Origin of the sequence: Pseudoduganella sp. UC29_71 (genome assembly GCF_042693265.1) — a bacterium.
Classification (GTDB): Bacteria; Pseudomonadota; Gammaproteobacteria; order Burkholderiales; family Burkholderiaceae_D; genus Rugamonas.
Genome location: NZ_CP170549.1, coordinates 2,937,925 through 2,959,243 on the forward strand (window position 1 = coordinate 2,937,925; position 21,319 = coordinate 2,959,243).

Consider the following 21,319-nt stretch of genomic DNA (forward strand, 5'->3'; position numbering starts at 1 on the left):
CCGCCATGCTAACCGAAAGCGACTTACTTCGCCTGCGGGAAGCTGAAGCCTGCCTGGTACTGGTGGTAGCCGTCGAAATCCTCTTTGCCCACGGGTACGCCGTGGTTGCGCAGGATGGCGTGGGCGGTGACGAGGTGGAAGAAGAAGTTGGGCAGCGCGTAGGACACCACGTAGTCGCGCCCCGAGAACACCGGCGACACCAGGCCGGCGGTGGTCACCACCTGCATGTTCTCCGCCGCGTCGATGCGCTCCTCCGGCACTTCCTCGAGAAAGTCCACCGTCGCCGCGATGCGGGCGCGCAGCTGGTCCCAGTCCTGGTCGCCGCCGGCCAGCACCGGCAGGTCCGCCGCCAGCAGCGGGCAGCAGGCGCGCACGGCGAAGCTGCACGCAGTCGTCACTTGCTGGGCAAACGGGAACATGCCTTCGGCCAGGGCGGCGCGTACCAGCGGCCTGCCCGTGCGCCGCTCATGGTTCTCCGCCACGCGCAGGGTGGCGTGCAGCTGCTGCAAATAATGAATGAACACCGGCACGCTGGCCGTGTAGAGCGTGGTCCCCACAATAATCTCTGTTTTATTGACGACAAGCTACACTCTGCCATTGTCCAGCGGCAATAGCAATGAATCCACGCGCGGGCGTCGTTTTACCGTGTTATCGATCGATACACACGCCGGCCGCTCAAGCGCCGATGCGCGCCTTCAGCGCTTCCACCGAAGCACGCCAGTCCGCGTAGTGCTCGCTGTCCTGCCACAGCTCGCGCAGCTCGGAGCGCTCCGACAGGATGTGCTCGATGGCGCGCTGGGACTTCTCGATCAGGTCGGTGCGCCGCTTCGATGCCTTTTTGCTGACCTCCTCCACCCAGGCATCGACGTCCTCCGTGTTCTCGTCGTCCTCGCCCGGCTTGCCGTACAGGCGTGCCAGCACCTCGATGGCGGCCAGCCCTTCGGCTGCGAACGGCGCCTCCAGGTAGTCCGCGCTGTCCGGCGACAGCACGTTGTTCAGCGTGTCCTCGATGAAGAACAAGTCTTTGGATTCCTGCAGATCCTGCGCCCAATCCAGCGCGAAGTCGTTGCCGAATGCCGAGGTTGACCAAGTGCCCATATGATTCCTTTGTTAATTTGACGAGATGATACGGCAATCCGGCTCCTGCTGGAACACGCCGGCCAGCCACTCGGCGAACACGCGCAGCTTGGGCGCGGCCATGCGGCCCTGCGGGTACAGCAGCGAAATCGGCATCGGCGTGGGCGGCCACGCGGGCAGTACCTCCACCAGTTCGCCCGCGTGCAGGTGCGGCCGCGCCTGGTAGGCGCCGACCTGCGCCAGGCCGAGACCCTGCAGGGCGCAGCTCAGGTAGGCGTCGGCGTCGTTGACGGAGATGGCGCCCGCCATGTTCACCTTGGCCACCTTGCCCTCCACCAGGAAGTCCCAGTCGAACGCCCGGCCGGTGCGGCCCGAGAAGTGGATCACGCCGCGGTGCGCACGCAGATCGTCCAATGTTTGCGGCACGCCGTGGCGTTCCAGGTAGGCGGGCGCGGCGCAGGTGAGAAAGCGCATGCTGCCGATCTGCCGCCCCACCAGCGACGAGTCCTGCAGCTGGCCGACCCGCAGCGCGCAGTCTATGCCCTCCTGCACCACGTCCACGATGCGGTCGCTCAGGCTGAGCACAAGCTCCACGTCGGGGTAAGCGGCGGTGAATTCGGCTATGCGCGGCAGTACCAGGCGGCGGCCGAGCGTGCCGGGCAGGTCGATGCGCAACTTGCCCTTGGGCTTGCCCGCGCTGGCGCCGCGAAAGCCCGCTTCCGCCGCTTCCACCGCGCCCAGGATCTCCACGCACTGGCGGAAGTAGTCCGCCCCGTCCGGCGTGAGCGACAGGCGGCGCGTGGTGCGCTGGAGCAGCGTGGTGCCAAGGAAGGCCTCCAGGTTCTGCAGGGTGGCCGTCAGCGCCGCGCGCGGCAGGTTCAGCGTCTCGGCCGCTTTCGTGAAGCTGTTCGCTTCCACGATGCGGACGAAGGTTTGCATGGCTTTGAGACGGTCCATTGTTCATCTTTAGTGAAAAGTGTATGAGGATTATGCCCCAATTATCTTCCTATGGCTTCTCTCTAGAATGGGCTCATCGCATACCCTTTCCGAGAGGCACATATGAACAAGGACATTTCAAAAGGCATGGTCTGGCTGCTGGCAATCGCCTGCGGGCTGATCGTCGCCAATCTGTATTACGCGCAGACGCTGGTCGGCCCGATCAGCGCCGCTACTGGCCTGTCGCCGGAAGCTGCCGGGCTGATCGTCACGCTCACGCAGGCGGGCTACACGGTGGGGCTGCTCTTCGTGGTGCCGCTGGGTGACCTGCTGGAGAACCGCAAGCTGGTGGTCGGCGCGCTGCTGTTCACCGCTGTCGCACTGGCTGCAGCAGCCAGCAGCACCAGCGCCTGGGCCTTCCTGGCCGCCGCGCTGGCCATCGGCCTCGGCTCGGTGGCGGCGCAGGTGTTGGTGCCGTTTGCCGCTCACCTGTCGCTGGAGGCCACGCGCGGCCAGACCGTGGGCAAGGTCGTCAGCGGCCTGTTGATGGGCATCATGCTGGCGCGCCCCGTGGCCAGCCTGGTGGCGGACGCCTCCAGCTGGCATGTGGTGTTCGGCGGCGCCGCCGTCGCCATCGTCGTGCTGGCGGCCGTGCTGCGCCGCAAGCTGCCGGAACGCATGCCCGCCTCGCCCGTGCCCTACCGCAAGCTGATGGCGTCGCTGTGGCACCTGTTCCTGAGCCAGCCGGTGCTGCGCCGCCGCGCCGCCTACCACGCAGGCCTGTTCGGCGCCTTCAGCCTGTTCTGGACCGTGACGCCGATGATGCTGTCCACCCCGGCTTTCCACCTGTCGCAGACCGGCGTCGCCGTATTCGCCCTGGTCGGCATGGCGGGCGCCATCGCTTCGCCCATCGCAGGCAAGCTGGCGGACTCCGGCCACACGCTGATGGCCACCGCCGCCGCGCTGGCCCTGGGCATGGTGAGCTTCCTGCTGCCGCTGTTTGCGCCGGATTCGGCCGCCATGCGCAACGTGGCACTGGCGATCCTGACGGTCGCCTCCATCGTGCTCGACATGGGCGTGGCCGCCAACCTGGTGCTGGGCCAGCGCGCCATCTTCAGCCTGGGCGCCGAGGTGCGCAGCCGCCTGAACGGCCTGTACTTCGCGCTGTTCTTCGCCGGCGGCGCGCTGGGCTCGGCGGTGGGAGGCTGGATTTACGCCAGCTACGGCTGGCACGCCGCCCTGCTGGCCGGCGCCGCCTTCCCCGGCCTGGCGCTGCTGTACTGGGTGTCCGAGTATCTTGAAGTGCGCAGCGCCGCCAGGGATATTCGTTACACGATGTAATAATAGAAGCTCCTGGCGCTGCCTTTATTGGCCGGGCTGTTGGAAGTAAAGTCCTTCTCACCAACAACCCACAGGAGTTTCAACATGGCGCAACAGAACAAAACCATCATCGTTACCGGCGCATCGCAAGGCATAGGCGCTGGCATCGTGGAAGCATTCCTGAAGCGCGGCTACAACGTGGTCGCCACTTCGCGCAACGTCAGCAAATCAGCCTTCAAGTCGTCCGCCCAGCTCGCGCTGGTGGACGGCGACATCGGCGACGGCGCCACCGCCGCCAGGGTAACCGCCACCGCCATCGAACAGTTCGGCGGCATCGACGGCCTGGTGAACAATGCCGGCATCTTCATCGCCAAGCCCTTCCTCGACTACACGCCGGAAGACTTCGCCGCACTCTCCCACACCAACCTGGAAGGCTACCTGTACATCAGCCAGCTGGTCATCAAGCAGATGGTGGCGCAGCAGCGCGGCGGCAGTATCGTCGGCATTTCCAGCACGCTGGTTGGCAGTCCGAACCGCGCGCTCACCGCCGCCGTGCCCATGATCACCAAGGGCGGCATCGAAGCCGTCACCCGCAGCCTGGCCTCCGAGTTCGCAGCCGAAGGCATCCGCGTCAACGTGGTCGCGCCCGGCATTGTCGACACCCCGCTGACCAACGGCATCCCGGCCGACTTCCTCAAATCGCTGGCGCCGAACAATGCCACCGCCAGCGTTGAGGACATTGCCAGCGCCGTGGTGTATCTGACGGAGGCCAGCCAAGTGAGCGGCGAAGTGCTGCGCGTGGACGGCGGCGCCCATGTCGGCAAATGGTAAAAATGGTAGTCAAGACAATCAAGGAGAGAACATGAACAAGGGATATTGGATAGTCGCCTACCGCTCCATCTCGGACCAGGCGAAAGTGAAGGCCTACGCCGAACTGGCCCGGCCACCGATCGAAGCCGCCGGCGGACGCGCGCTGGCGTTCAACACGCGCCCCGAGGTGCAGGAAGCCGGCGTGCAGCAGCTGACGGTGGTCATCGAGTTCCCCTCCGTGGAGGCGGCGCGCGCAGCCTACGCCAGCCCGGCTTACGCCGCATCGCTGGAAGCGCTGGGCGACGGCGCCGAACGCGACTTCCGCATCATCGAAGGCTTGCCGCAGTCCGCCTAACCCTTGCGCAGCGCGCTGAGCGGTTCCGCGCTTCTACCGGCATGCGCGGCAATCAGCTCTTCTGCGTCTTCACCACCTGCATGGCGGTGGCGATCAGGCCGCTCATGTCGCCCAGGTTGGCGGGGACGATCAGGGAGTTGTTGGTCTTGGCCAGCTCGGCGAAGGCGGCGACGTATTTCTCGGCCACTTTCAGGTTGACCGCGTCCGAGCCGCCCGGCGACTGGATGGCGGCGCCCACTTCGCGCAGCGCGCCGGCGGTGGCGTCGGCGATGGCGATGATGGCGGCCGCTTCGCCCTGCGCGCGGTTGATGGCAGCCTGTTTCTCGCCTTCGGAGCGCGCGATCGATGCTTCCCTCTCGCCGGTGGCGATGTTGATCTGCTCCTGCTTGCGCCCTTCGGAGGCGGCAATCAGCGCGCGCTTGCTGCGCTCGGCCGTGATCTGCGCCTGCATGGCGTGCAGGATCTCGGTCGGCGGCGTCAGGTCCTTGATCTCGTAGCGCAGCACTTTCACGCCCCAGTTGGCCGCCGATTCGTCGATGGCGTTGACGATGGCGGTGTTGATGTGCTCGCGCTCTTCAAACGTCTTGTCCAGCTCCATGCGCCCGATCACCGAACGCAAGGTGGTCTGGGCCAGCTGCGTGATGGCGGCGATGTAGTTGGAGGAGCCGTACGAGGCGCGCATCGCGTCCGTGATCTGGAAGTACAGGATGCCGTCCACCTGCAGCTGCGTGTTGTCCTTGGTGATGCAGACCTGCGGCGGCACGTCGAGCGGGATTTCCTTGAGCACGTGCTTGTAGGCGATGCGGTCCACGAAGGGCACCACGATGTTCAGGCCCGGCCCCAGGGTGGCGTGGTATTTGCCGAGGCGCTCGACCACCCAGGCGTGCTGCTGCGGCACCACGTTGATGGTCTTGAAGACGAATACCAGCGCCAGGATGAAGATGACGAAGCTGACGTTGCCTATGCCGATTTCCATTGAGTTCTCCAGTTGTTTCCAGCTTGTTGCTGGGATCAGGCGCCGACGATGAGCCGGCTGCCTCTTACTTCGCGTATCGTGTACAGCCCCGGCGCCGCCGGCGAACCGGGCGCCAGCTCCACGTCCCACAGCGCGCCGCGGTACATCACGCGCGCCATGCCGTCCTGCCACGCCGGCACGCTGACGGTCTGGCCGATGTCCATGTTCACGTTGGGATCGACCGACGCATCCACGCCGGTATGGCGCCCGTACTTGCTGCGGTACAGCAGCCCGGTGGCCAGCACGCCCACCACGGCCGCCGTCACCGTCTGCACCGGCCCGGACGCGCCGGCGAACGCCGCAGCCGCGCCCGCCGTCAGCCCGATGGCGATCATCAGCAGGTAAAAGGTACCGGTCAGCAGCTCCAGCACCACCAGCACGCCTGCGGCCAATAGCCACATGCTCCAGTCAGACATGATGCCTCCTCGTTGTGAAAAATAAAAAACCCCCGTTGCCCGGGAAGGCGACGAGGGTTCTTGCTGCAATGTGTAAGGTTTTGATGGTTTTTTGCTAAACGTTCCAATAGCCTCAGTCTAACTCAAATCCCCCTTACGTCAACTTGTTTTATTGCAATGCTGCCAGTTTCTGCCAGGTATCGATTACCGAGTCCGGGTTCAGCGACATCGACTCGATCCCCTGCTCCATCAGCCACACCGCCAGCTCAGGGTGGTCCGAAGGACCCTGGCCGCAGATGCCGATGTACTTGCCCTGCCTCAGGCAAGCCTGGATGGCCATCTGCAGCAGCGCCTGCACGGCAGGATCGCGCTCGTCGAAGTCGGCCGCCAGCAGTTCCATGCCGGAGTCGCGGTCCAGGCCCAGGGTCAGCTGGGTCAGGTCGTTGGAGCCGATCGAGAAGCCGTCGAAGAACTCCAGGAAGCGGTCGGCCAGCACCGCGTTCGATGGCACTTCGCACATCATGATCAGGCGCAGGCCGTTTTCGCCGCGCTTCAGGCCGTTCTTGGCCAGCAGGTTGACTACCTTCTCAGCCTGGCCCAGGGTACGCACGAACGGCACCATGATCTCGACGTTGGTCAGGCCCATGTCGTTGCGCACGCGCTTCATGGCCAGGCATTCCATCTCGAACGCACCGGCGAAGTCGGCCGACAGGTAGCGCGCCGCGCCGCGGAAGCCCAGCATCGGGTTTTCCTCGTCCGGCTCGTAGCGCGAACCGCCGATCAGCTTCTTGTACTCGTTCGACTTGAAGTCGGACATGCGCACAATCACTTTCTTCGGCCAGAACGCGGCGGCGATGGTGGCAATGCCTTCTGCCAGCTTGTCCACGTAGAACGCCTTCGGCGAAGCGTGGCCGCGCGCCACCGACTCCACGGCCTTCTTCAGGTCGGCGTCGATGTTCGGGTATTCCAGGATGGCTTTCGGGTGCACGCCGATGTTGTTGTTGATGATGAACTCCAGGCGGGCCAGGCCCACGCCGGCGTTCGGCACCGACTGGAAGTCGAAGGCCAGCTGCGGGTTGCCCACGTTCAGCATGATCTTCGTTTTCAGCGGCGGCAGTTCGCCGCGCGCCACTTCCGACACTTCCGTTTCCAGCAGGCCATCGTATATCTTGCCCTCGTCGCCTTCGGCGCAGGACACGGTCACGAAGGTGCCGTCCTTCAGTACTTCGGTCGCGTCGCCGCAACCCACCACGGCCGGCACGCCCAGCTCACGCGCGATAATCGCCGCGTGGCAGGTACGGCCGCCACGGTTGGTGACGATGGCGGAGGCGCGCTTCATGACCGGTTCCCAGTTCGGGTCGGTCATGTCGGCCACCAGCACGTCGCCCGGCTGCACGCGTTCCATTTCGGACGGGTCGGTGATCACGCGGACCGGGCCGGCGCCGATCTTCTGGCCAATGGCGCGGCCGGAGGTCAGCACGGTGCCGGTCGACTTCAGCCTGAAGCGCTGCTGCGCATCGGTGGATTTCTGCTGCGACTTCACGGTTTCAGGACGCGCTTGCAGGATGTACAGCTTGCCGTCGCGGCCGTCCTTGCCCCACTCGATGTCCATTGGACGCTGGTAGTGGTTCTCGATGATGACGGCGTACTTCGCCAGTTCGACGATTTCCTCGTCGTTCAGCGAGTAGCGGTTGCGCATTTCGATCGGCACGTCCACGGTCTTCACGGACCGGCCGGCTTTCGCCTCGTTGGTGAATTCCATCTTGATCAGCTTGGAGCCGATGTTGCGGCGGATCACAGGCGACTTGCCCTGCTCCAGCATCGGCTTGTGCACGTAGAACTCGTCCGGGTTGACCGCGCCCTGCACCACCGTTTCGCCCAGGCCGTAGCTGGAGGTGATGAAGACCACGTCCTTGAAGCCGGATTCGGTGTCGATGGTGAACATCACGCCTGCCGCGCCCACGTCCGAGCGCACCATGCGCTGCACGCCGGCCGACAGCGCCACTTCGGCGTGCGTGAAGCCCTTGTGCACGCGGTAGGAGATCGCGCGGTCGTTGTACAGCGAAGCGAACACGTGCTTCATGGCGTCCAGCACGTTTTCAATGCCGACCACGTTCAGGAAGGTCTCCTGCTGGCCTGCAAAGGAAGCGTCCGGCAAGTCTTCGGCGGTGGCCGAGGAACGCACGGCGAACGACATCTCGGTTTCCGAGTCGGCTACCAGGCGGTCGTAGAATTCCTTGATTTCCGCTTCCAGGCGCGGCTGGAACGGGGTGTCGATGATCCACTGGCGGATTTCGGCGCCGGCCTGGGCCAGTGCGCGTACGTCGTCAATGTTCAGGTCGGCCAGGCGGTCCGCGATGCGGGTGGCCAGCGATTTGCCGCCATCCGCGCTGTGCGACAGGAAGTCGCGGAAGGCCTGGGCCGTGGTGGCGAAGCCGCCCGGAACCCGGACCCCGGCGCCAGCCAGCTGGCTGATCATCTCGCCCAGGGAAGCGTTCTTGCCGCCGACGGACTCCACATCCGTCATGCGCAAGTTTTCAAACGAAGCGACATAGACGGCATCGCCGTTCTGCTGCTCCTTCAGTGCTGCGTTAGTCATAGTGACACCTTTACTGATGATAGAAATCTTTACGCAGGCTGGCCGATATTGATTCTTGTTATTCTTAGCATCGTGCAGCACAATCTTACCGTTGCTGTGCATTCTACAGCCTGCGGCGCAAATTGACGATTCACAACTAAGCTCTAAGCTCTTCCCCATGACACAAGAACAACGCCAGCCCCTCCCCGCCGCCGCGCGCACCGTGTTTTTCGTCTCGGACGGTACCGGTATCACGGCAGAAACTTTTGGCCACTCCGTGCTGACGCAGTTCGACTTGCGCTTCCGCCAGGTGCGTTTGCCGTTTATCGATACGCTGGACAAGGCATATGACGCGGCCCGCAAGATTAATGAAGTGGCGGCGGTCGACGGCCAAAGGCCGATTATCTTTTCCACGCTGGTGAAAACGGAATTGTCGGAAGTGATCCGTAAATGCAACGGCATGCATATGGATTTGATTCAGACTTTCGTGGCGCCGCTGGAACAGGAATTGGGCGTTAAATCGACGCACACTATCGGCCGCTCGCATAATATCGTGGACAGCGAGGAATATAAGAACCGCATTGAGGCGATTAATTTCTCGCTGGCGCACGATGATGGGCAGTCGCATAAAAACCTGGCGTCGGCCGATGTGATCCTTGTTGGCGTTTCGCGTTCGGGCAAGACGCCGACCAGTCTTTATCTGGCGATGCAATACGGTATCAAGGCGGCCAATTATCCGCTGATTCCGGACGATTTCGAGCGCGGTAGATTGCCGTCGTCCTTGTATGCGTTCAAGTCGAAAATATTCGGCTTGAGCATTACGCCGGAGCGCTTGTCCGAGATACGCCACGAGCGGCGCGCGGGCAGTAAATATGCGTCGATTGAGAATTGCCGCTACGAGGTGAACGAGGCCGAGACGATGATGAAGCGCGAAGGCATACGCTGGCTGTCGTCCACCACCAAGTCGATCGAGGAAATTTCGACCACCATCCTGCAGGAGATCAAGCCGAACCGGCGTGAATATTAAATAGCCGGATGGCTGCGGCCCGCATACTGTGCGGGCTTTTTTTCGTCCTTCGAGCCCGAATCTGGCTTGATTATGCCAATAGTTGGCATAAATTGGCCGTGCGGCGGCGCTTGGCGGGTTACGCCCGATGGGCTAACCCGCCCTACGGTAAGCAACGTGGGGTGCGTAGGGCGGGTTAGGCGCGCGCGCCGTAACCTGCCATTGTCGGAGGTATCAGAAGAACTGCCGCCAGTCGTTCAGCCAATCGGGGAATTCTTCCACCGGCATGGGTTTGGCGATGTAATAGCCCTGGGCATACGTGCAGCCCAGGCCTTGGAGGAAATCCCAATCCTGCTTGGTTTCCACGCCCACCGCAACGGAACGGCGGTCCAGGCTGCGCGCCAAACCCAGGCAGGATTTTAATACGGTGCTAATCGCGCGGCGGCGCGATGCGCCATCGACAAAACTGCGGTCGATTTTCAATTCGGTAAATGGCACCGCCGCCAGCAATTGCAGGTTCGAACGGCCGGTGCCGTAATCGTCTATCGCCAGGCCGAATCCCTGCATGCGCAGGCGCAGCAGCCGCTCCAGAAAATGCGGCTCGGCCGATAACACCGCCGATTCGGTCATTTCAAAGGTAATATAATCCGGCAATATCCGATACCGGTCCAGGCAGGCGGTAATCTGCGCCATGAATTGCGGATGCGCCAGCGTGGCCTGGTCCACATTAATCGACACGGAAATCGGAATGCCTTTATCGTGCAGCGTGCGGCAGGCGGCGACCGATTTCTCTATCATGCTCCAGTCGAGAAAATCGATGCGCTTGTTTTCCTCCAGCGCGCGCATGAATGCGGCCGGACCCAGTACGCCCAGTTCGGGGTGCCGCCAGCGCGCAAACATTTCCAGCCCTTTTACCAGGCCGGTTTCCAGTTCGATTTTAGGCTGGAAGAAAGGATCGAATTCGCGGGCCTGCAATCCGCGCCCGACTTCGGCAAAACTGAATACCGGTCCCGAATTGGCATCCGGAGCGGCGCGCGCGCCCTGGTAGTTGCCGATCAGGGTCTGCAGGCGCTGTTCGCCCACCGGTTTGGCAATGGCGCCCAGCAGGTCCACGCCGTAGGCCTGGGCCATGGTTTCGATGGAAAACAGCACATCGGACTTTTGTGCCCCTGCAACAATAATGCCGGCACGGCTACCGGTCTCGGCCAGGCGGCGTATCAATTCGAGCGCGTCGATGCCCGGCAGGGCCAGGTCCAGGATGGCGATATTGACGGCCGGGATGAAGTCGGCGCTGAGGTGGCGCAGCACGCCATGGCCGTCGGGAGCGTCGACTACCTGGGCGGCGCCCAGGCGGCGCAGCATGTCCACCAGCGCCTGGCGCTGGATGGGGTCCCCTTCGGCTACCAGAAACTGCAACTGCGCAATGTCCATAACTGCTCCACAGAAACAAATTACTGCTGATTCTGCCTGACTTGCTCGAAAAAGCATACCGCCGCACATGCGGCGACGTTCAGGGATTCCACCTGGCCAAGATGGGGAATGACCACGGTGTGCGTGGCCAGCGACAGCAGGTCGTCCGCCACGCCCTGCCCTTCGTGGCCGAACACCCAGGCCACGGGCTTGCTCAGGTCGGCGTCGTACAGGCGCGTGGTGGCGTAGCCGCTGGTGGCCAGCGTGGGGATCTGCGAGGCGGCCATCAGCGGCGCCAGGTCCACGTTTTCGAAGATGTCGAGCACAAAATGCGCGCCCATGGCGGCGCGCAGCACTTTCGGCGACCAGCAGAACGCGGTGCCGCTGCTGCAATACACTTGCTTGATGCCGGCCGCAGCAGCGCTGCGCAGGATGGAGCCGACGTTGCCGGGGTCCTGCACATTGTCCAGCAGGACGGCGGACACGGTCATGGCGTCCGGCACGGCGCGCTCGGGCGTGTCGATCAGGAACATCACGCCGACGCCGTGCTCGACCTGGCTGACGGCGTGGTACAGCGCGTCCGGCAAGGCGATGGTGTGGCCGCGCTGGTGTTCGATTTTGCCGACAATGTCAGCCACTTCCGGGTTGTTCAACGCGGATTCGCTGACGATGCACTGTACCGGCATGCCGCGCAGCTCCAGGTAGGCCTGGCACAGGTGCACGCCGTCCAGCAGCGTCTGGCCGGCCTTTTTGCGCGCCTGCGAGCTGGTGGCCAGGTGTTTCAGGTCTTTGTACTGCGCGTTGTCGCGCGAGGTGATGGTTTTCATAACAAATTATTAATGAACAGCAGCTCCCGCACGGGTGCGAACGAGCGGCGGTGCACCGGCGACGGGCCGTGCTCGCGCAGGCGCTCCAAGTGCAGCGCGGTGCCGTAGCCCTTGTGCTGGTCAAAGGCGTACTGCGGGTAGGCGGCGTGCAGTTGCACCAGGGCGGCGTCGCGGGCAGTCTTGGCGAGGATGGACGCGGCCGAGATGGCGTCTTCCTTGTCGTCGCCCCCGATGATGGCGATGGTCTGGATGCGCATGCGCGGGCAGTGGTTGCCGTCGATCAGGGCCAGCGTCGGCTTGGTGCTGAGCGCTTCCACGGCGCGCTTCATGGCCAGCATACTCGCTTGCAGGATATTGAGCTTGTCGATTTCCGCTTCCGACGCCTCGGCGATGGCCCAGGCCAGCGCGTGCGTCTTGATCAGCGGCGCCAGCATGTCGCGCTTGGCTTCGGTGAGCTTTTTGGAGTCGCGCAGCCCGTCGATGGGGCGCTCGGGGTGCAGGATCACGGCGGCCGCGAACACCGGCCCGGCCAATGGGCCGCGGCCGGCCTCGTCCACGCCGCAGATGATTTCATCGAGCGAGCGCGGCAGGTCGTCAAACAGGCCGGCTTGTGGGTTATTCATTTTTTCAGTACTTTCATCACTGCCGCCGCGCTTTCCTGCGCACTATTGCGCAGCAGGCTGTGGTGCATTTCAGTAAACCGTTCCGCCAGGTGCAGGCGGTGCGGCGCGTCGCTCAGCTGGCGCCACATGGCCTCGGCCAGGTTTTCCGGGCCGGCTGCGTCCTGCAGCAGCTCGGGCACCAGGAAGTCGCGTGCCAGGATGTTGGGCAGGCCGATCCACGGCTGGTAGCCAAAGTGGCGCAAGATCTGCCATTCCAGGCCCATCATCTTGTAAGCGATCACCATCGGCTTCTTGAACAATGCCACTTCCAGCGACGCCGTGCCGGAAGCGACCAGCACCGCGTCCGCCGCCGCGATGGCGGTGTGCGACTGGCCGTCCAGCAGCTTGATTTCCACGTCCTGCAGGCCCGCTTCGGCCACCAGCCGGAGGAAGTACTGGCGCTGCTTCTCGCCCGCCATCGGCGCCACGAACTGCAGCGAACGGTCGCGCTTCTTCAGCAAACGCGCCGCCTTCATGAAGGCGACGGTGTTGTACTTGATCTCCGACATGCGGCTGCCGGGCATGATGGTGACCACGTTGGCGTCCTCCGGCAGGCCCAGCCGGCGGCGTGCGCCGGCCTCGTCCGGCTCCAGCGGCACCAGCTCGGCCAGCGGGTGGCCGACGTAGCTGCACGGCACGCCGGCCTTGCGGTAAATTTCCTCCTCGAAGGGGAACACCACCAGCATGTGCGACACGGCGCGGATGATCTTCTTGATGCGGCCGCCGCGCCAGGCCCAGATCTGCGGCCCGATGTAGTGCACGGTGGGGATGCCGGCCGCCTTCAGCTGCTCTTCCAGCCCGAGGTTGAAGCCGGGATAGTCGGCGCCGATGAAGACGTCCGGCCGCTCGGCCAGCAGCTGGTCGCGCAGCGCGTTCTGGATGCCCTTGATTTCGCGGTAGCGCGGGATCACGGCCAGCAGCCCGCGCACGGTCAGCTTGTCCATCGGCCATTGCGACTCGAAGCCGTGCTCCATCATGGCCGGGCCGCCGATGCCGTGGAAGCGCGCCTGCGGCAGCTGCGGCCGCAGGCCGGACAGCAGGCGCGCGGCCAGCACGTCGCCGGACGGTTCGCCGGCGACGACTGCTACCGAGATCTCAGCGGACGATGCCACGGTTCGCCGTATCGAGGAATTCGCGCATGGCGCGCGCGTGCACGGCCACGTCCTCGGCCAGGGCGTTCTCTTGTTCGAGCATGGCCGCCTTGGCCTCCTCCAGCGTGAGGCCGGAGCGATACAGCGTCTTGTACGCGGCGCGGATGGCGTTGATCTGCTCGCGCGTGAAGCCGCGGCGTTTCAGGCCTTCGATGTTGACGCCGTGCGCCGCCGCCGGATTGCCGTTCAGCAGCACGAATGGCGGCACGTCCTGGGTCAGGCTGGTGCTCATGCCGACGAAGGCGTGCGCGCCGATCTTGCAGAACTGGTGCACATTGGCGAAGCCGCTCATGATGACCCAGTCGCCGATCTCCACGTGGCCCGCGATCTGCGCGTTATTCGAGAAAATGGTGTTGTTGCCGACGATGCAATCGTGCGCCAGGTGCACATAGGCCGAGATCCAGTTGTCGTTGCCGAGCCTGGTCACGCCCTTGTCCTGCACCGTGCCGGTGTTGAAGGTGCAGAATTCGCGGATCGTGTTGCGGTCGCCGATTTCCAGCCGGGTCGGCTCGCCGGACCATTTCTTGTCCTGCGGCGCGGCGCCGATGGACGAGAACTGGAAGAACACGTTGTCGCGCCCGATGCTGGTATGGCCTTCGATGACCACGTGCGGCCCCACCTTGGTGCCGGCCGCGATGCTCACGTGCGGACCGATCACCGAGTACGGGCCGACCGTCACGCTGCTGTCGAGCTGCGCCTTCGGATCAACGATGGCGGTTGGATGGATGTTGCTCATTACTGCCCCGCTGGCTGGCTCGCGTCGGTGGTGCTGCGGATGGTGCACATCAGTTCAGCTTCCACGGCGGTCTGGCCGTCGACGCTGCCGACTGCCTTGTATTTCCAGATGCCGCGCGCCACGCGCAGGATCTCCACGTCCATCTTCAGCTGGTCGCCAGGCCCCACCGGGCGCTTGAAGCGCGCACCGTCGATGCCGACGAAGTAGACCACCGAGTTCTCGTCCGGCTTGATGCCCATCGACTTGAACGACAGCAGCGCGGCGGTCTGCGCCATCGCTTCGATCATCAGCACGCCCGGCATGACCGGCTTGTGCGGGAAATGGCCGTTGAAGAACTCTTCGTTGACGGTGACGTTCTTGATGGCGGTGATGGACTTGTTCTCTTCGTAGTTCAACACGCGGTCCACCAGCAGCAGCGGATAGCGGTGCGGCAGGTAGGCCTTGATTTCGCAGATGTCCATCGTCTTCGGGGTGTTCACGGGCTTGCTCGATTCGGTAGTGGTCATGATTATTCTTTAGTTTTAATGTTTTTTTCCAGCGCGCGGATTTTATCGCGCATTCCCGGCAAATTGCGAACAATGGCGGCCGATTTTTCCCAATCGGCGTTTTTTGCCAACGGATAGAAGCCGGTGTACTGGCCCGGCTCCAGTATCGAGCGCGATACCATGCTGCCGGACGAGACGTGCACGCCGTCCACGATTTTCAGGTGGCCCAGCACCATGGCGGCGCCGCCGAAGGTGCAGTACTTGCCGATGATGGCGCTGCCGGCCACGCCGACGCAGCCCGCCATCGCCGTGTGCGCGCCGATCACGCAGTTGTGGCCGATCTGGATCTGGTTGTCCAGCTTCACGCCGTCTTCGATAATGGTGTCGGCCAGCGCGCCGCGGTCCACGGTGGTGTTGGCGCCGATGTCCACGTCGTCGCCGATGACCACGCGGCCGGTCTGCGGGATCTTGATGTAGACGCCGCCCTCGTTGGCAAAGCCGAAGCCGTCGGTGCCGATCACGGCGCCGGAATGGATGATGCCGCGCTTGCCGATGATGCAGCGCGCATGGAAGGTCACATTGGCGAAGAAGTGCGTGCCCTCGCCCACTTGCGCGTCGCGGCCGATGAAGCAGCCGTGGTCGATCACGGCGCCCGGGCCGATCACCGCGCCCGCTTCGATGCTGACGAAGGGGCCGATATGCGCGGTCGGGTCCACTTTAGCCGTGGCGTGCACGGCGGCCGAGGCGTGGATGCCCGGCTCCGGCACGATGGCCGTCAGCGACTCGAAGTATTGCGCCGCGCGGGCGAAGTACACATAGGGGTTTTTGACGATGATGCGCGCGCCCTGGTAGGTCGCGGCCACGGTCTCGTCGTCCTGTGCGGAGACGATCAGCGCGGCGGCCTTGCTCTGGCCGGCCTGCGCCCGGAATTTGCTATTGCTGAGAAAGCTGATGTGCGAAACGCCGGCGTCCGCCAGTGGCGCGATGCCGGACACTTCCAGTGCCGCATCGCCTACCAGCTGCCCGCCCAAGCGTTCGACCAATTCTCCTAGTCGAGTGCCCATCGGGGTGTTCCAATCTATATCTGTGTGACTATTTGTTTTTGTCGAGCGCCGCCAGCACCTTGTCGGTGATGTCGATGCGCGGGCTGGCCCATACCGCGTCCTGCAGCACGATGTCGAAGCCCTCGGTCTGCGCCAGCTGCTTGATGATCAGGGTGGCCTTGTCGGAAATGACGGCGCGCTCTTCGTTGGTGCGCTGGTTCAGGTCTTCGCGGAACTCGCGCTGGCGGCGCTGGAATTCCTTGTCCAGTTCGAAGTACTCGCGCTGGCGCTTCACGCGGTCCGCTTCGCCCAGTGCCGGCAGTTCCTTTTCCAGCTTTTCGGAGGCGGTCTTCAGGCGCGAGGCCAGGTCCTGCATGGCTTTCTCGCGCGCCCTGAATTCCTCGGCCAGCTTGTCGCCGGCCAGCTTGGCCAGGCGCGACTCGTTATAAATCCGCTCGGTGCTGAGCCACGCAATCTTGGACGACTGCGCTTGCGCCGGCCCCAAAGCACTCAAGCCCAGTGCAAGCACGGCAAGATACTTGGCGGCCTTAGCCGATGCGGTAGCGGAAGCAGTCTTCAACGTGTTTCTCCGAATCAATGTTAGAACCCTTTAGAAACCATTGCCCATCTGGAACTGGAAACGTTCCAGGCGGTCGCCAGGTTTGGCGTTCAAAGGCTTAGCATAACTCAACTTCAGCGGGCCGACCGGGGAAATCCAGTTTACGCCCAGGCCGGTGGAGAAGCGCAGCTCGGACAGACGCATCTTCTGGCCTTCCTGGTAAACCTGGCCGCCGTCGAGGAAGCCGAACCAGCGCAGACTGCGGTCCTGGCCGGAGCCCGGGAACGGCATTTGCAGTTCGGCATTACCGATCAGGCGCGAGGCGCCGCCCAGCGCATCGCCGTAGCGGGTGTCGACGATACCGAGCGAGGAGCTCAGGTAGCCGCGCACCGAACCGATGCCGCCGCCGTAGAAGTTCTTGAACACCGGGTAAGGCTTGTCGCCGATGCCGTGGCCGTAGTCGATCTCACCCTTCAGGGCCAGCGTGATTTTCGGGTGCAGCGGCTTGAACAGCTGGTGCTCGTACACGGCGCGGAAGTACTTCGACTCGCCCACCACGTCCAGTTCCAGGTTGATGCGCTGGTATTGGCCGATGGTCGGGGTCAGGGCGCTGTCGCGGCTGTCGCGCGCCCAGGCGGCGGTCAGCGGCACGGCGATGGTCTTGGCGGTGCCGGTCGGGCTGCCGGTAATGTCGCGCACGTAGTCCTGGTAGCGGATCGGGCTGGTCTCGTCGGTGGTGATGGACGAGCGCTCCAGGCCGGCGCCGAAGAACACGGTGTCCACTTCGGAGAACGGCACGCCCCAGCTGATACGGCCGCCGTGCTGTTTGATGGTGTAGGAGCCGATGTTCAGCGCGGGCGGGTTCAGCGTGCGCAGGTACAGGTCGAACGAGCGGCTCACGCCATCATCCGTGTAGTACGGATTGGTGTTCGAGAACTCGATGGTGCGGCTGTACTTGCTGGTGTTCAGGTTGATGCCGACGGTGTTGCCCGAGCCGGCGAAGTTGGCCTGCTGGATCGACGCCGAGAAGGTGAACTTCTCGGCCTGCGAGAACGCGCCGCCGATCTGGAAGTTACCGGTCGGTTTCTCGACCACGGTCAGCTGCACGTCCACCTGGTCCGAGGTGCCTTGCGCTTCCGGCGTGTCGATGGTCACGTCCTTGAAGTAGCCCAGGCGGTCCACGCGGTCGCGGGTCAGCTTGATCTTGTTGGCGTCGTACCAGGACGATTCGAACTGGCGGAACTCGCGGCGGATCACTTCGTCGCGCGTGCTGGTGTTGCCGGCGATGTTCATGTGGCGCACGTAGGCGCGCTTGCCCGGGTCGATCAGGAAGGTGAAGCTCACTTCGCGCTTCTCGCGGTCGATCTGCGGGTCCACGTTCACGTTGGCGAAGGCGTAGCCGAAGGTGCCAAGGCGGTCGGTGATCAGCTTGTTGGTGGCGGTCAGGCGCTCGCCCGAATACACTTCGCCCTTGCGCAGCAGCACCAGCTGGCGCAGCTCTTCCTCGCGGCCGAACATCTCGCCTTCAAACTTGTAGTCGGCGACCTTGTACTTCTCGCCTTCGCTGATGTTGATGGTGATGTAGATGTCCTTCTTGTCCGGGGTGATCGACACCTGGGTCGATTCGACCTGCATCTCGATGTAGCCGCGGTTCAGGTAGAAGGACTTGAGCGACTCCAGGTCGCCGGTCAGCTTGGTCTTGGAGTACTGGTTGGCCTTGGTGTACCAGCTGAACCAGCCGCCGGTGTTGAGCGCCAGGTTCTCGCGCAGTTCCTTGTCCGAGAAGGCCTTGTTGCCCACCAGGTTGATCTGCTTGATCTTGGCGATCTCGCCCTCGTCCACCGCGAACACGATGTTCACGCGGTTACGCTCGATCGGCGTGACCGTGGTGGTGACCTTCACGCCGTACAGGCCGCGCGACAGGTACTGGCGCTTCAATTCCTGCTCGGCGCGGTCCACCGATGCCTTGTCGAAGGTCTTGGTCTCGCCCACGCCGATGTCCTTCAGCGCCTTGACCAGCATGTCTTTTTCAAATTCCTTGGTGCCGGTGAAGTCCACCTTGGCGATCGCGGGACGTTCCTCGACGATCACCACCAGCACGTCGCCGTCCTGCTCCAGGCGCACGTCCTTGAAAATACCCGAACCGTACAGGCCTTTGATGGCGGCCACGCTCTTCTTGTCGTCGAAGGTCTCGCCCACGCGCACCGGCAGGTAGCTGAAGACCGTGCCGGCCTCCGTACGCTGGATGCCTTCGACACGGATGTCCTTGACGACGAATGGGTTGATGGCGAACGCACTGCCGGAGCAGAGAGCCAGGGCGGCGGCGCCGATCAGGCTGCGGCGAAAGGAAGGCAAGGCAATACGGTCAGAATATAATTTCATTGGTGGTATTCAATGGCTCAAATCACAGAACTACATAAACTCATTAAAGCAGGCGCACCACGTCGTTGAATACCGCGAGTGCCATTAAAGTCACCAGCAGACCAACGCCCAGGCGCTGCGCTATCTCGCCAAAACGCTCCGGCACCGGACGCCCGGTTAAAACTTCCAGCGAATAATACAGTAAAAGTCCACCATCAAGAACGGGAATCGGTAGCAAATTCATCACCCCGAGACTGATGCTGATAAAGGCGATGAAGCTCAGGTAGCTGGCAACGCCGATCCGCGCGGTCTGCCCGGCATAATCCGCTATGGTGATAGGGCCGGTCACGTTCTTCCACGAGACCTCGCCGACCACCATTTTCCCTATCATTTTCAGGGTCAGCACGCTGGTGTCCCACACCTTGACGGCGCCCTTGCCCACCGCTTCCACCGGCCCGGCGGTCACTTCGATCATATCCGGCCCCTGTCCGGCGTAAGCGCCGATCTTACTGACTGTTACAGATCCTTTACGCTCCACGTCCGGCGTCACGCTCAGCTCGAAGTGCTGGCCGCCGCGCAAGCCCTGCAACTGCAGGATTCTGCCGTTCGAGCCGCGCACGATGGCGAGGAAGGCGATCCAGTCTTCCACCGGCTTGCCGTCGACCGCTTCGATCAGGTCGCCGCTGCGCAGGCCGGCGCGTTCGGCGGCGCTGCCCTTCATGATCTCGCCCAGCAGCGCGGGCGGACGGGCCAGGCCGAAGCCCAGCTTGCCGGCCACGTCGGACTCCAGGTCCATGCCGGCCATGGCGCTGGCCGGGATGCTCAGCGTGTGGCGCCCGCTGCCGGGACGGTCCACTTCCAGCTGCATGCCGTGCTTGTCGATGGCGCTCTGGATCACGGCCCAGCGCAGGTCGGACCAGACGCGCACGCGCTCGCCGTTGACGGACGTGACGATGTCGCCGCCTTTCAGGCCGGCCGCGAAAGCGGCGGTGTCGGCGGCGGGCGGCGCGATTTTAGAGGAAGGCTCGGCGATGCCGGCCATGTACAGGCCGGCGAACAGGACAATGGCCAGCAGGAAGTTGGCGATCGGGCCGGCCGCCACGATGGCGATGCGCTTCCACACATTCTGGCGCGTGAACTCGCGCGCCTTGTCCGCGTCGGACAGCAGGCCGATGTCGGTCTCGCGCGCGTCCAGCATCTTGACGTAGCCGCCCAGCGGCAGCGCCGACACGGCCCACTCGGTCTGGTCCGGGCCGATACGGCGCGACCATACCACCTTGCCCATGCCGACCGAGAAGCGCAGCACCTTCACGCCGCACCAGCGCGCCACCCAGTAGTGGCCCAGCTCATGGAAAATGATCAGCGATCCCAGCGCGACCGCGAAAGCCAGCAGGGTCGTGAGCAGATTCATGGTGTGCGCAAGCCGGCAATCATGCGTTCGGCGGCGGCGCGGGCCAGGCCGTCCTGCTCCATCACGGCCGCGATGCTGGCGGCGGCGCCGTGCGGCAGTTCGTCCATCACCCTGGCGATGACGCGGTCGATCTGGCGGAAGCCGATGCGGCTGTCGAGGAAGGCGGCCACCGCCACCTCGTTGGCCGCGTTCAGCAGCGCCGGCGCGGTGCCGCCCGCCTTCAGCGCCTCAAACGCCAGCGCCAGGCAGGGGAACTGCACGAAATCGGGACGCTCGAACTGCAGGGTGCCCACCTGCGCCAGGTCCAGCTGGGCCACGCCGGAGGCGATGCGCTCCGGGTAGGCCAGCGCGTGCGCGATCGGGGTGCGCATGTCCGGGTTGCCCAATTCGGCCAGCACCGAGCCGTCGTTGTAGGACACCATGGAGTGCACCACCGACTGCGGATGGATCACCACTTCGATCTGCCCGGCGCTGGCGCCGAACAGCCAGTGCGCCTCGATCACTTCCAGGCCCTTGTTCATCATGGTGGCCGAGTCGACCGAGATCTTGCGGCCCATCGACCATTTCGGGTGCTTGCAGGCCTCGTCCGGGGTCACGCTGTCGAGCGTATCGACGGCGCGCTTGAGGAAGGGGCCGCCGGACGCGGTCAGCAGGATCTTGGTCACGCCGGAGGCGCCCGGCACGCGGCTGTAGTGCTGCGGCAGGCACTGGAAGATGGCGTTGTGCTCGCTGTCGATGGGCAGCAGCACCGCCCCGCTCTCGTGCACCGCGTCCATGAACAGCTGGCCGGACATGACCAGCGCTTCCTTGTTCGCCAGCAGCACCTTCTTGCCGGCGCGCGCGGCGGCCAGCGTGGGCGCCAGGCCGGCGGCGCCGACGATGGCGGCCATCACGGTATCGGTGTCAGCGGCGCTGGCGATGGCGCACAGCGCCTCTTCGCCGTATTCCACTTCGGTGCGCAGGCCCTGGGCCTGCAGCAGCGCCTGCAGCTGGGCGGCGGCGGCGGCGCTGCCGACCACGGCGCGCGCCGGTTTGAACTGCGCGCACTGCGCGGCCAGTTCTTCCACGCGGCTATGCGCGCTCAGGGCGTAGACCGAATAGCGGTCCGGGTGGCGCGCCAGCACATCCAGCGTGGAGACGCCGATGGAGCCGGTGGCGCCGAGTATGGTAATGCGTTGCATG

General features: G+C 64.1%; 21 protein-coding genes. 4 read left to right on the top strand and 17 right to left on the bottom strand.

Annotation, left to right across the window (positions count from 1 at the left end; translation table 11 throughout):
* Positions 1–23: 23 nt before the first annotated feature.
* From ACFJI2_RS12815 to ACFJI2_RS12825, 3 genes are all read right to left on the bottom strand, one after another.
* Positions 24–557, bottom strand: a complete 534-nt coding sequence (locus tag ACFJI2_RS12815; RefSeq protein ID WP_165930341.1) for a DUF1993 domain-containing protein — start codon at positions 555–557, stop codon at positions 24–26.
* Between the two features lie 118 nt (positions 558–675).
* Positions 676–1,098 (bottom strand): DUF4259 domain-containing protein, encoded by a 423-nt coding sequence (locus ACFJI2_RS12820; protein WP_377705371.1) that lies wholly within the window; start codon positions 1,096–1,098, stop codon positions 676–678.
* 12 nt (positions 1,099–1,110) lie between these two features.
* A complete protein-coding gene (locus ACFJI2_RS12825) occupies positions 1,111–2,034 on the bottom strand; it encodes a LysR family transcriptional regulator (RefSeq protein ID WP_377705372.1) in 924 nt (307 codons plus the stop codon).
* Positions 2,035–2,136: 102 nt separating this feature from the next.
* Between ACFJI2_RS12825 and ACFJI2_RS12830 the strand changes: the two genes are divergently transcribed.
* The 3 genes from ACFJI2_RS12830 (at position 2,137) to ACFJI2_RS12840 (ending at position 4,498) form a co-directional block, all read left to right on the top strand.
* Positions 2,137–3,354, top strand: coding sequence for an MFS transporter (locus ACFJI2_RS12830; protein WP_377705373.1), 1,218 nt, complete (start codon positions 2,137–2,139; stop codon positions 3,352–3,354).
* An 84-nt stretch (positions 3,355–3,438) separates the two neighbouring features.
* Entirely contained in the window at positions 3,439–4,164 is a 726-nt protein-coding gene (locus tag ACFJI2_RS12835) for an SDR family NAD(P)-dependent oxidoreductase (protein WP_377705374.1), read from the top strand.
* A gap of 31 nt (positions 4,165–4,195) precedes the next feature.
* On the top strand, positions 4,196–4,498 hold the full coding sequence (locus ACFJI2_RS12840) for a DUF1330 domain-containing protein (RefSeq protein WP_377705375.1): 303 nt from the start codon (positions 4,196–4,198) through the stop codon (positions 4,496–4,498).
* A 52-nt stretch (positions 4,499–4,550) separates the two neighbouring features.
* Here the strand turns inward: ACFJI2_RS12840 and ACFJI2_RS12845 are convergent, their stop codons facing one another.
* The 3 genes from ACFJI2_RS12845 to ppsA all read right to left on the bottom strand — a co-directional run bounded on the left by ACFJI2_RS12845 (position 4,551) and on the right by ppsA (position 8,507).
* A complete protein-coding gene (locus ACFJI2_RS12845) occupies positions 4,551–5,474 on the bottom strand; it encodes a stomatin-like protein (protein WP_107868730.1) in 924 nt (307 codons plus the stop codon).
* A 35-nt stretch (positions 5,475–5,509) separates the two neighbouring features.
* Positions 5,510–5,929, bottom strand: coding sequence for an NfeD family protein (locus ACFJI2_RS12850; RefSeq protein WP_377705376.1), 420 nt, complete (start codon positions 5,927–5,929; stop codon positions 5,510–5,512).
* Positions 5,930–6,077: 148 nt separating this feature from the next.
* Positions 6,078–8,507 (bottom strand): phosphoenolpyruvate synthase, encoded by a 2,430-nt coding sequence (gene ppsA / locus ACFJI2_RS12855; protein ID WP_377705377.1) that lies wholly within the window; start codon positions 8,505–8,507, stop codon positions 6,078–6,080.
* A gap of 157 nt (positions 8,508–8,664) precedes the next feature.
* Here ppsA and ACFJI2_RS12860 point away from each other — a divergent pair, with 157 nt between their 5' ends.
* Complete coding sequence (locus ACFJI2_RS12860; protein WP_107868727.1) at positions 8,665–9,513, top strand: pyruvate, water dikinase regulatory protein; 849 nt, start codon at positions 8,665–8,667, stop codon at positions 9,511–9,513.
* Between the two features lie 213 nt (positions 9,514–9,726).
* Here the strand turns inward: ACFJI2_RS12860 and ACFJI2_RS12865 are convergent, their stop codons facing one another.
* The 11 genes from ACFJI2_RS12865 to ispC are packed head-to-tail and all read right to left on the bottom strand — an operon-like array spanning position 9,727 to position 21,318.
* Entirely contained in the window at positions 9,727–10,923 is a 1,197-nt protein-coding gene (locus ACFJI2_RS12865) for an EAL domain-containing protein (RefSeq protein WP_377705378.1), read from the bottom strand.
* Between the two features lie 20 nt (positions 10,924–10,943).
* Positions 10,944–11,729 (bottom strand): TrmH family RNA methyltransferase, encoded by a 786-nt coding sequence (locus ACFJI2_RS12870; RefSeq protein WP_377705379.1) that lies wholly within the window; start codon positions 11,727–11,729, stop codon positions 10,944–10,946.
* The gene (gene rnhB / locus ACFJI2_RS12875; RefSeq protein WP_107868724.1) at positions 11,726–12,352 is read right to left on the bottom strand and encodes a ribonuclease HII; all 627 of its coding nucleotides are present in this window, start codon (positions 12,350–12,352) and stop codon (positions 11,726–11,728) included. The genes ACFJI2_RS12870 and rnhB overlap by 4 nt, the downstream gene beginning before the upstream one ends.
* The gene (lpxB, locus tag ACFJI2_RS12880) at positions 12,349–13,503 is read right to left on the bottom strand and encodes a lipid-A-disaccharide synthase (protein ID WP_377705380.1); all 1,155 of its coding nucleotides are present in this window, start codon (positions 13,501–13,503) and stop codon (positions 12,349–12,351) included. The genes rnhB and lpxB overlap by 4 nt, the downstream gene beginning before the upstream one ends.
* Positions 13,487–14,278: an acyl-ACP--UDP-N-acetylglucosamine O-acyltransferase gene (gene lpxA, locus ACFJI2_RS12885; protein ID WP_377705381.1), complete on the bottom strand. Its 792-nt coding sequence runs from the start codon at positions 14,276–14,278 to the stop codon at positions 13,487–13,489. Before lpxA ends, lpxB begins: the two co-directional genes overlap by 17 nt.
* Positions 14,278–14,784, bottom strand: coding sequence for a 3-hydroxyacyl-ACP dehydratase FabZ (gene fabZ, locus ACFJI2_RS12890; RefSeq protein WP_377705382.1), 507 nt, complete (start codon positions 14,782–14,784; stop codon positions 14,278–14,280). The genes lpxA and fabZ overlap by 1 nt, the downstream gene beginning before the upstream one ends.
* 2 nt (positions 14,785–14,786) lie before the next feature.
* The gene (gene lpxD / locus ACFJI2_RS12895; RefSeq protein WP_377705383.1) at positions 14,787–15,827 is read right to left on the bottom strand and encodes a UDP-3-O-(3-hydroxymyristoyl)glucosamine N-acyltransferase; all 1,041 of its coding nucleotides are present in this window, start codon (positions 15,825–15,827) and stop codon (positions 14,787–14,789) included.
* A 28-nt stretch (positions 15,828–15,855) separates the two neighbouring features.
* Positions 15,856–16,386, bottom strand: coding sequence for an OmpH family outer membrane protein (locus tag ACFJI2_RS12900; RefSeq protein ID WP_082616125.1), 531 nt, complete (start codon positions 16,384–16,386; stop codon positions 15,856–15,858).
* A 30-nt stretch (positions 16,387–16,416) separates the two neighbouring features.
* Positions 16,417–18,747, bottom strand: a complete 2,331-nt coding sequence (gene bamA, locus ACFJI2_RS12905; RefSeq protein WP_377705384.1) for an outer membrane protein assembly factor BamA — start codon at positions 18,745–18,747, stop codon at positions 16,417–16,419.
* Between the two features lie 43 nt (positions 18,748–18,790).
* Positions 18,791–20,137 (bottom strand): RIP metalloprotease RseP, encoded by a 1,347-nt coding sequence (rseP, locus tag ACFJI2_RS12910; RefSeq protein WP_377705385.1) that lies wholly within the window; start codon positions 20,135–20,137, stop codon positions 18,791–18,793.
* Positions 20,134–21,318 (bottom strand): 1-deoxy-D-xylulose-5-phosphate reductoisomerase, encoded by a 1,185-nt coding sequence (ispC, locus tag ACFJI2_RS12915; protein WP_377705386.1) that lies wholly within the window; start codon positions 21,316–21,318, stop codon positions 20,134–20,136. The genes rseP and ispC overlap by 4 nt, the downstream gene beginning before the upstream one ends.
* Between the last annotated feature and the right edge of the window lies 1 nt (position 21,319).

Excerpts from the sequence above, each read along its gene's own strand:
- ACFJI2_RS12820 (WP_377705371.1), bottom strand. The coding sequence starts at position 1,098 with ATGGGCACTTGGTCAACCTCGGCATTCGGCAACGACTTCGCGCTGGAT.
- ACFJI2_RS12825 (WP_377705372.1), bottom strand. The coding sequence starts at position 2,034 with ATGGACCGTCTCAAAGCCATGCAAACCTTCGTCCGCATCGTGGAAGCG.
- ACFJI2_RS12830 (WP_377705373.1), top strand. The coding sequence starts at position 2,137 with ATGAACAAGGACATTTCAAAAGGCATGGTCTGGCTGCTGGCAATCGCC.
- ACFJI2_RS12835 (WP_377705374.1), top strand. The coding sequence starts at position 3,439 with ATGGCGCAACAGAACAAAACCATCATCGTTACCGGCGCATCGCAAGGC.
- ACFJI2_RS12840 (WP_377705375.1), top strand. The coding sequence starts at position 4,196 with ATGAACAAGGGATATTGGATAGTCGCCTACCGCTCCATCTCGGACCAG.
- ACFJI2_RS12845 (WP_107868730.1), bottom strand. The coding sequence starts at position 5,474 with ATGGAAATCGGCATAGGCAACGTCAGCTTCGTCATCTTCATCCTGGCG.
- ACFJI2_RS12850 (WP_377705376.1), bottom strand. The coding sequence starts at position 5,929 with ATGTCTGACTGGAGCATGTGGCTATTGGCCGCAGGCGTGCTGGTGGTG.
- ppsA (WP_377705377.1), bottom strand. The coding sequence starts at position 8,507 with ATGACTAACGCAGCACTGAAGGAGCAGCAGAACGGCGATGCCGTCTAT.
- ACFJI2_RS12860 (WP_107868727.1), top strand. The coding sequence starts at position 8,665 with ATGACACAAGAACAACGCCAGCCCCTCCCCGCCGCCGCGCGCACCGTG.
- ACFJI2_RS12865 (WP_377705378.1), bottom strand. The coding sequence starts at position 10,923 with ATGGACATTGCGCAGTTGCAGTTTCTGGTAGCCGAAGGGGACCCCATC.
- ACFJI2_RS12870 (WP_377705379.1), bottom strand. The coding sequence starts at position 11,729 with ATGAAAACCATCACCTCGCGCGACAACGCGCAGTACAAAGACCTGAAA.
- rnhB (WP_107868724.1), bottom strand. The coding sequence starts at position 12,352 with ATGAATAACCCACAAGCCGGCCTGTTTGACGACCTGCCGCGCTCGCTC.
- lpxA (WP_377705381.1), bottom strand. The coding sequence starts at position 14,278 with ATGAGCAACATCCATCCAACCGCCATCGTTGATCCGAAGGCGCAGCTC.
- fabZ (WP_377705382.1), bottom strand. The coding sequence starts at position 14,784 with ATGACCACTACCGAATCGAGCAAGCCCGTGAACACCCCGAAGACGATG.
- lpxD (WP_377705383.1), bottom strand. The coding sequence starts at position 15,827 with ATGGGCACTCGACTAGGAGAATTGGTCGAACGCTTGGGCGGGCAGCTG.
- bamA (WP_377705384.1), bottom strand. The coding sequence starts at position 18,747 with ATGAAATTATATTCTGACCGTATTGCCTTGCCTTCCTTTCGCCGCAGC.
- rseP (WP_377705385.1), bottom strand. The coding sequence starts at position 20,137 with ATGAATCTGCTCACGACCCTGCTGGCTTTCGCGGTCGCGCTGGGATCG.
- ispC (WP_377705386.1), bottom strand. The coding sequence starts at position 21,318 with ATGCAACGCATTACCATACTCGGCGCCACCGGCTCCATCGGCGTCTCC.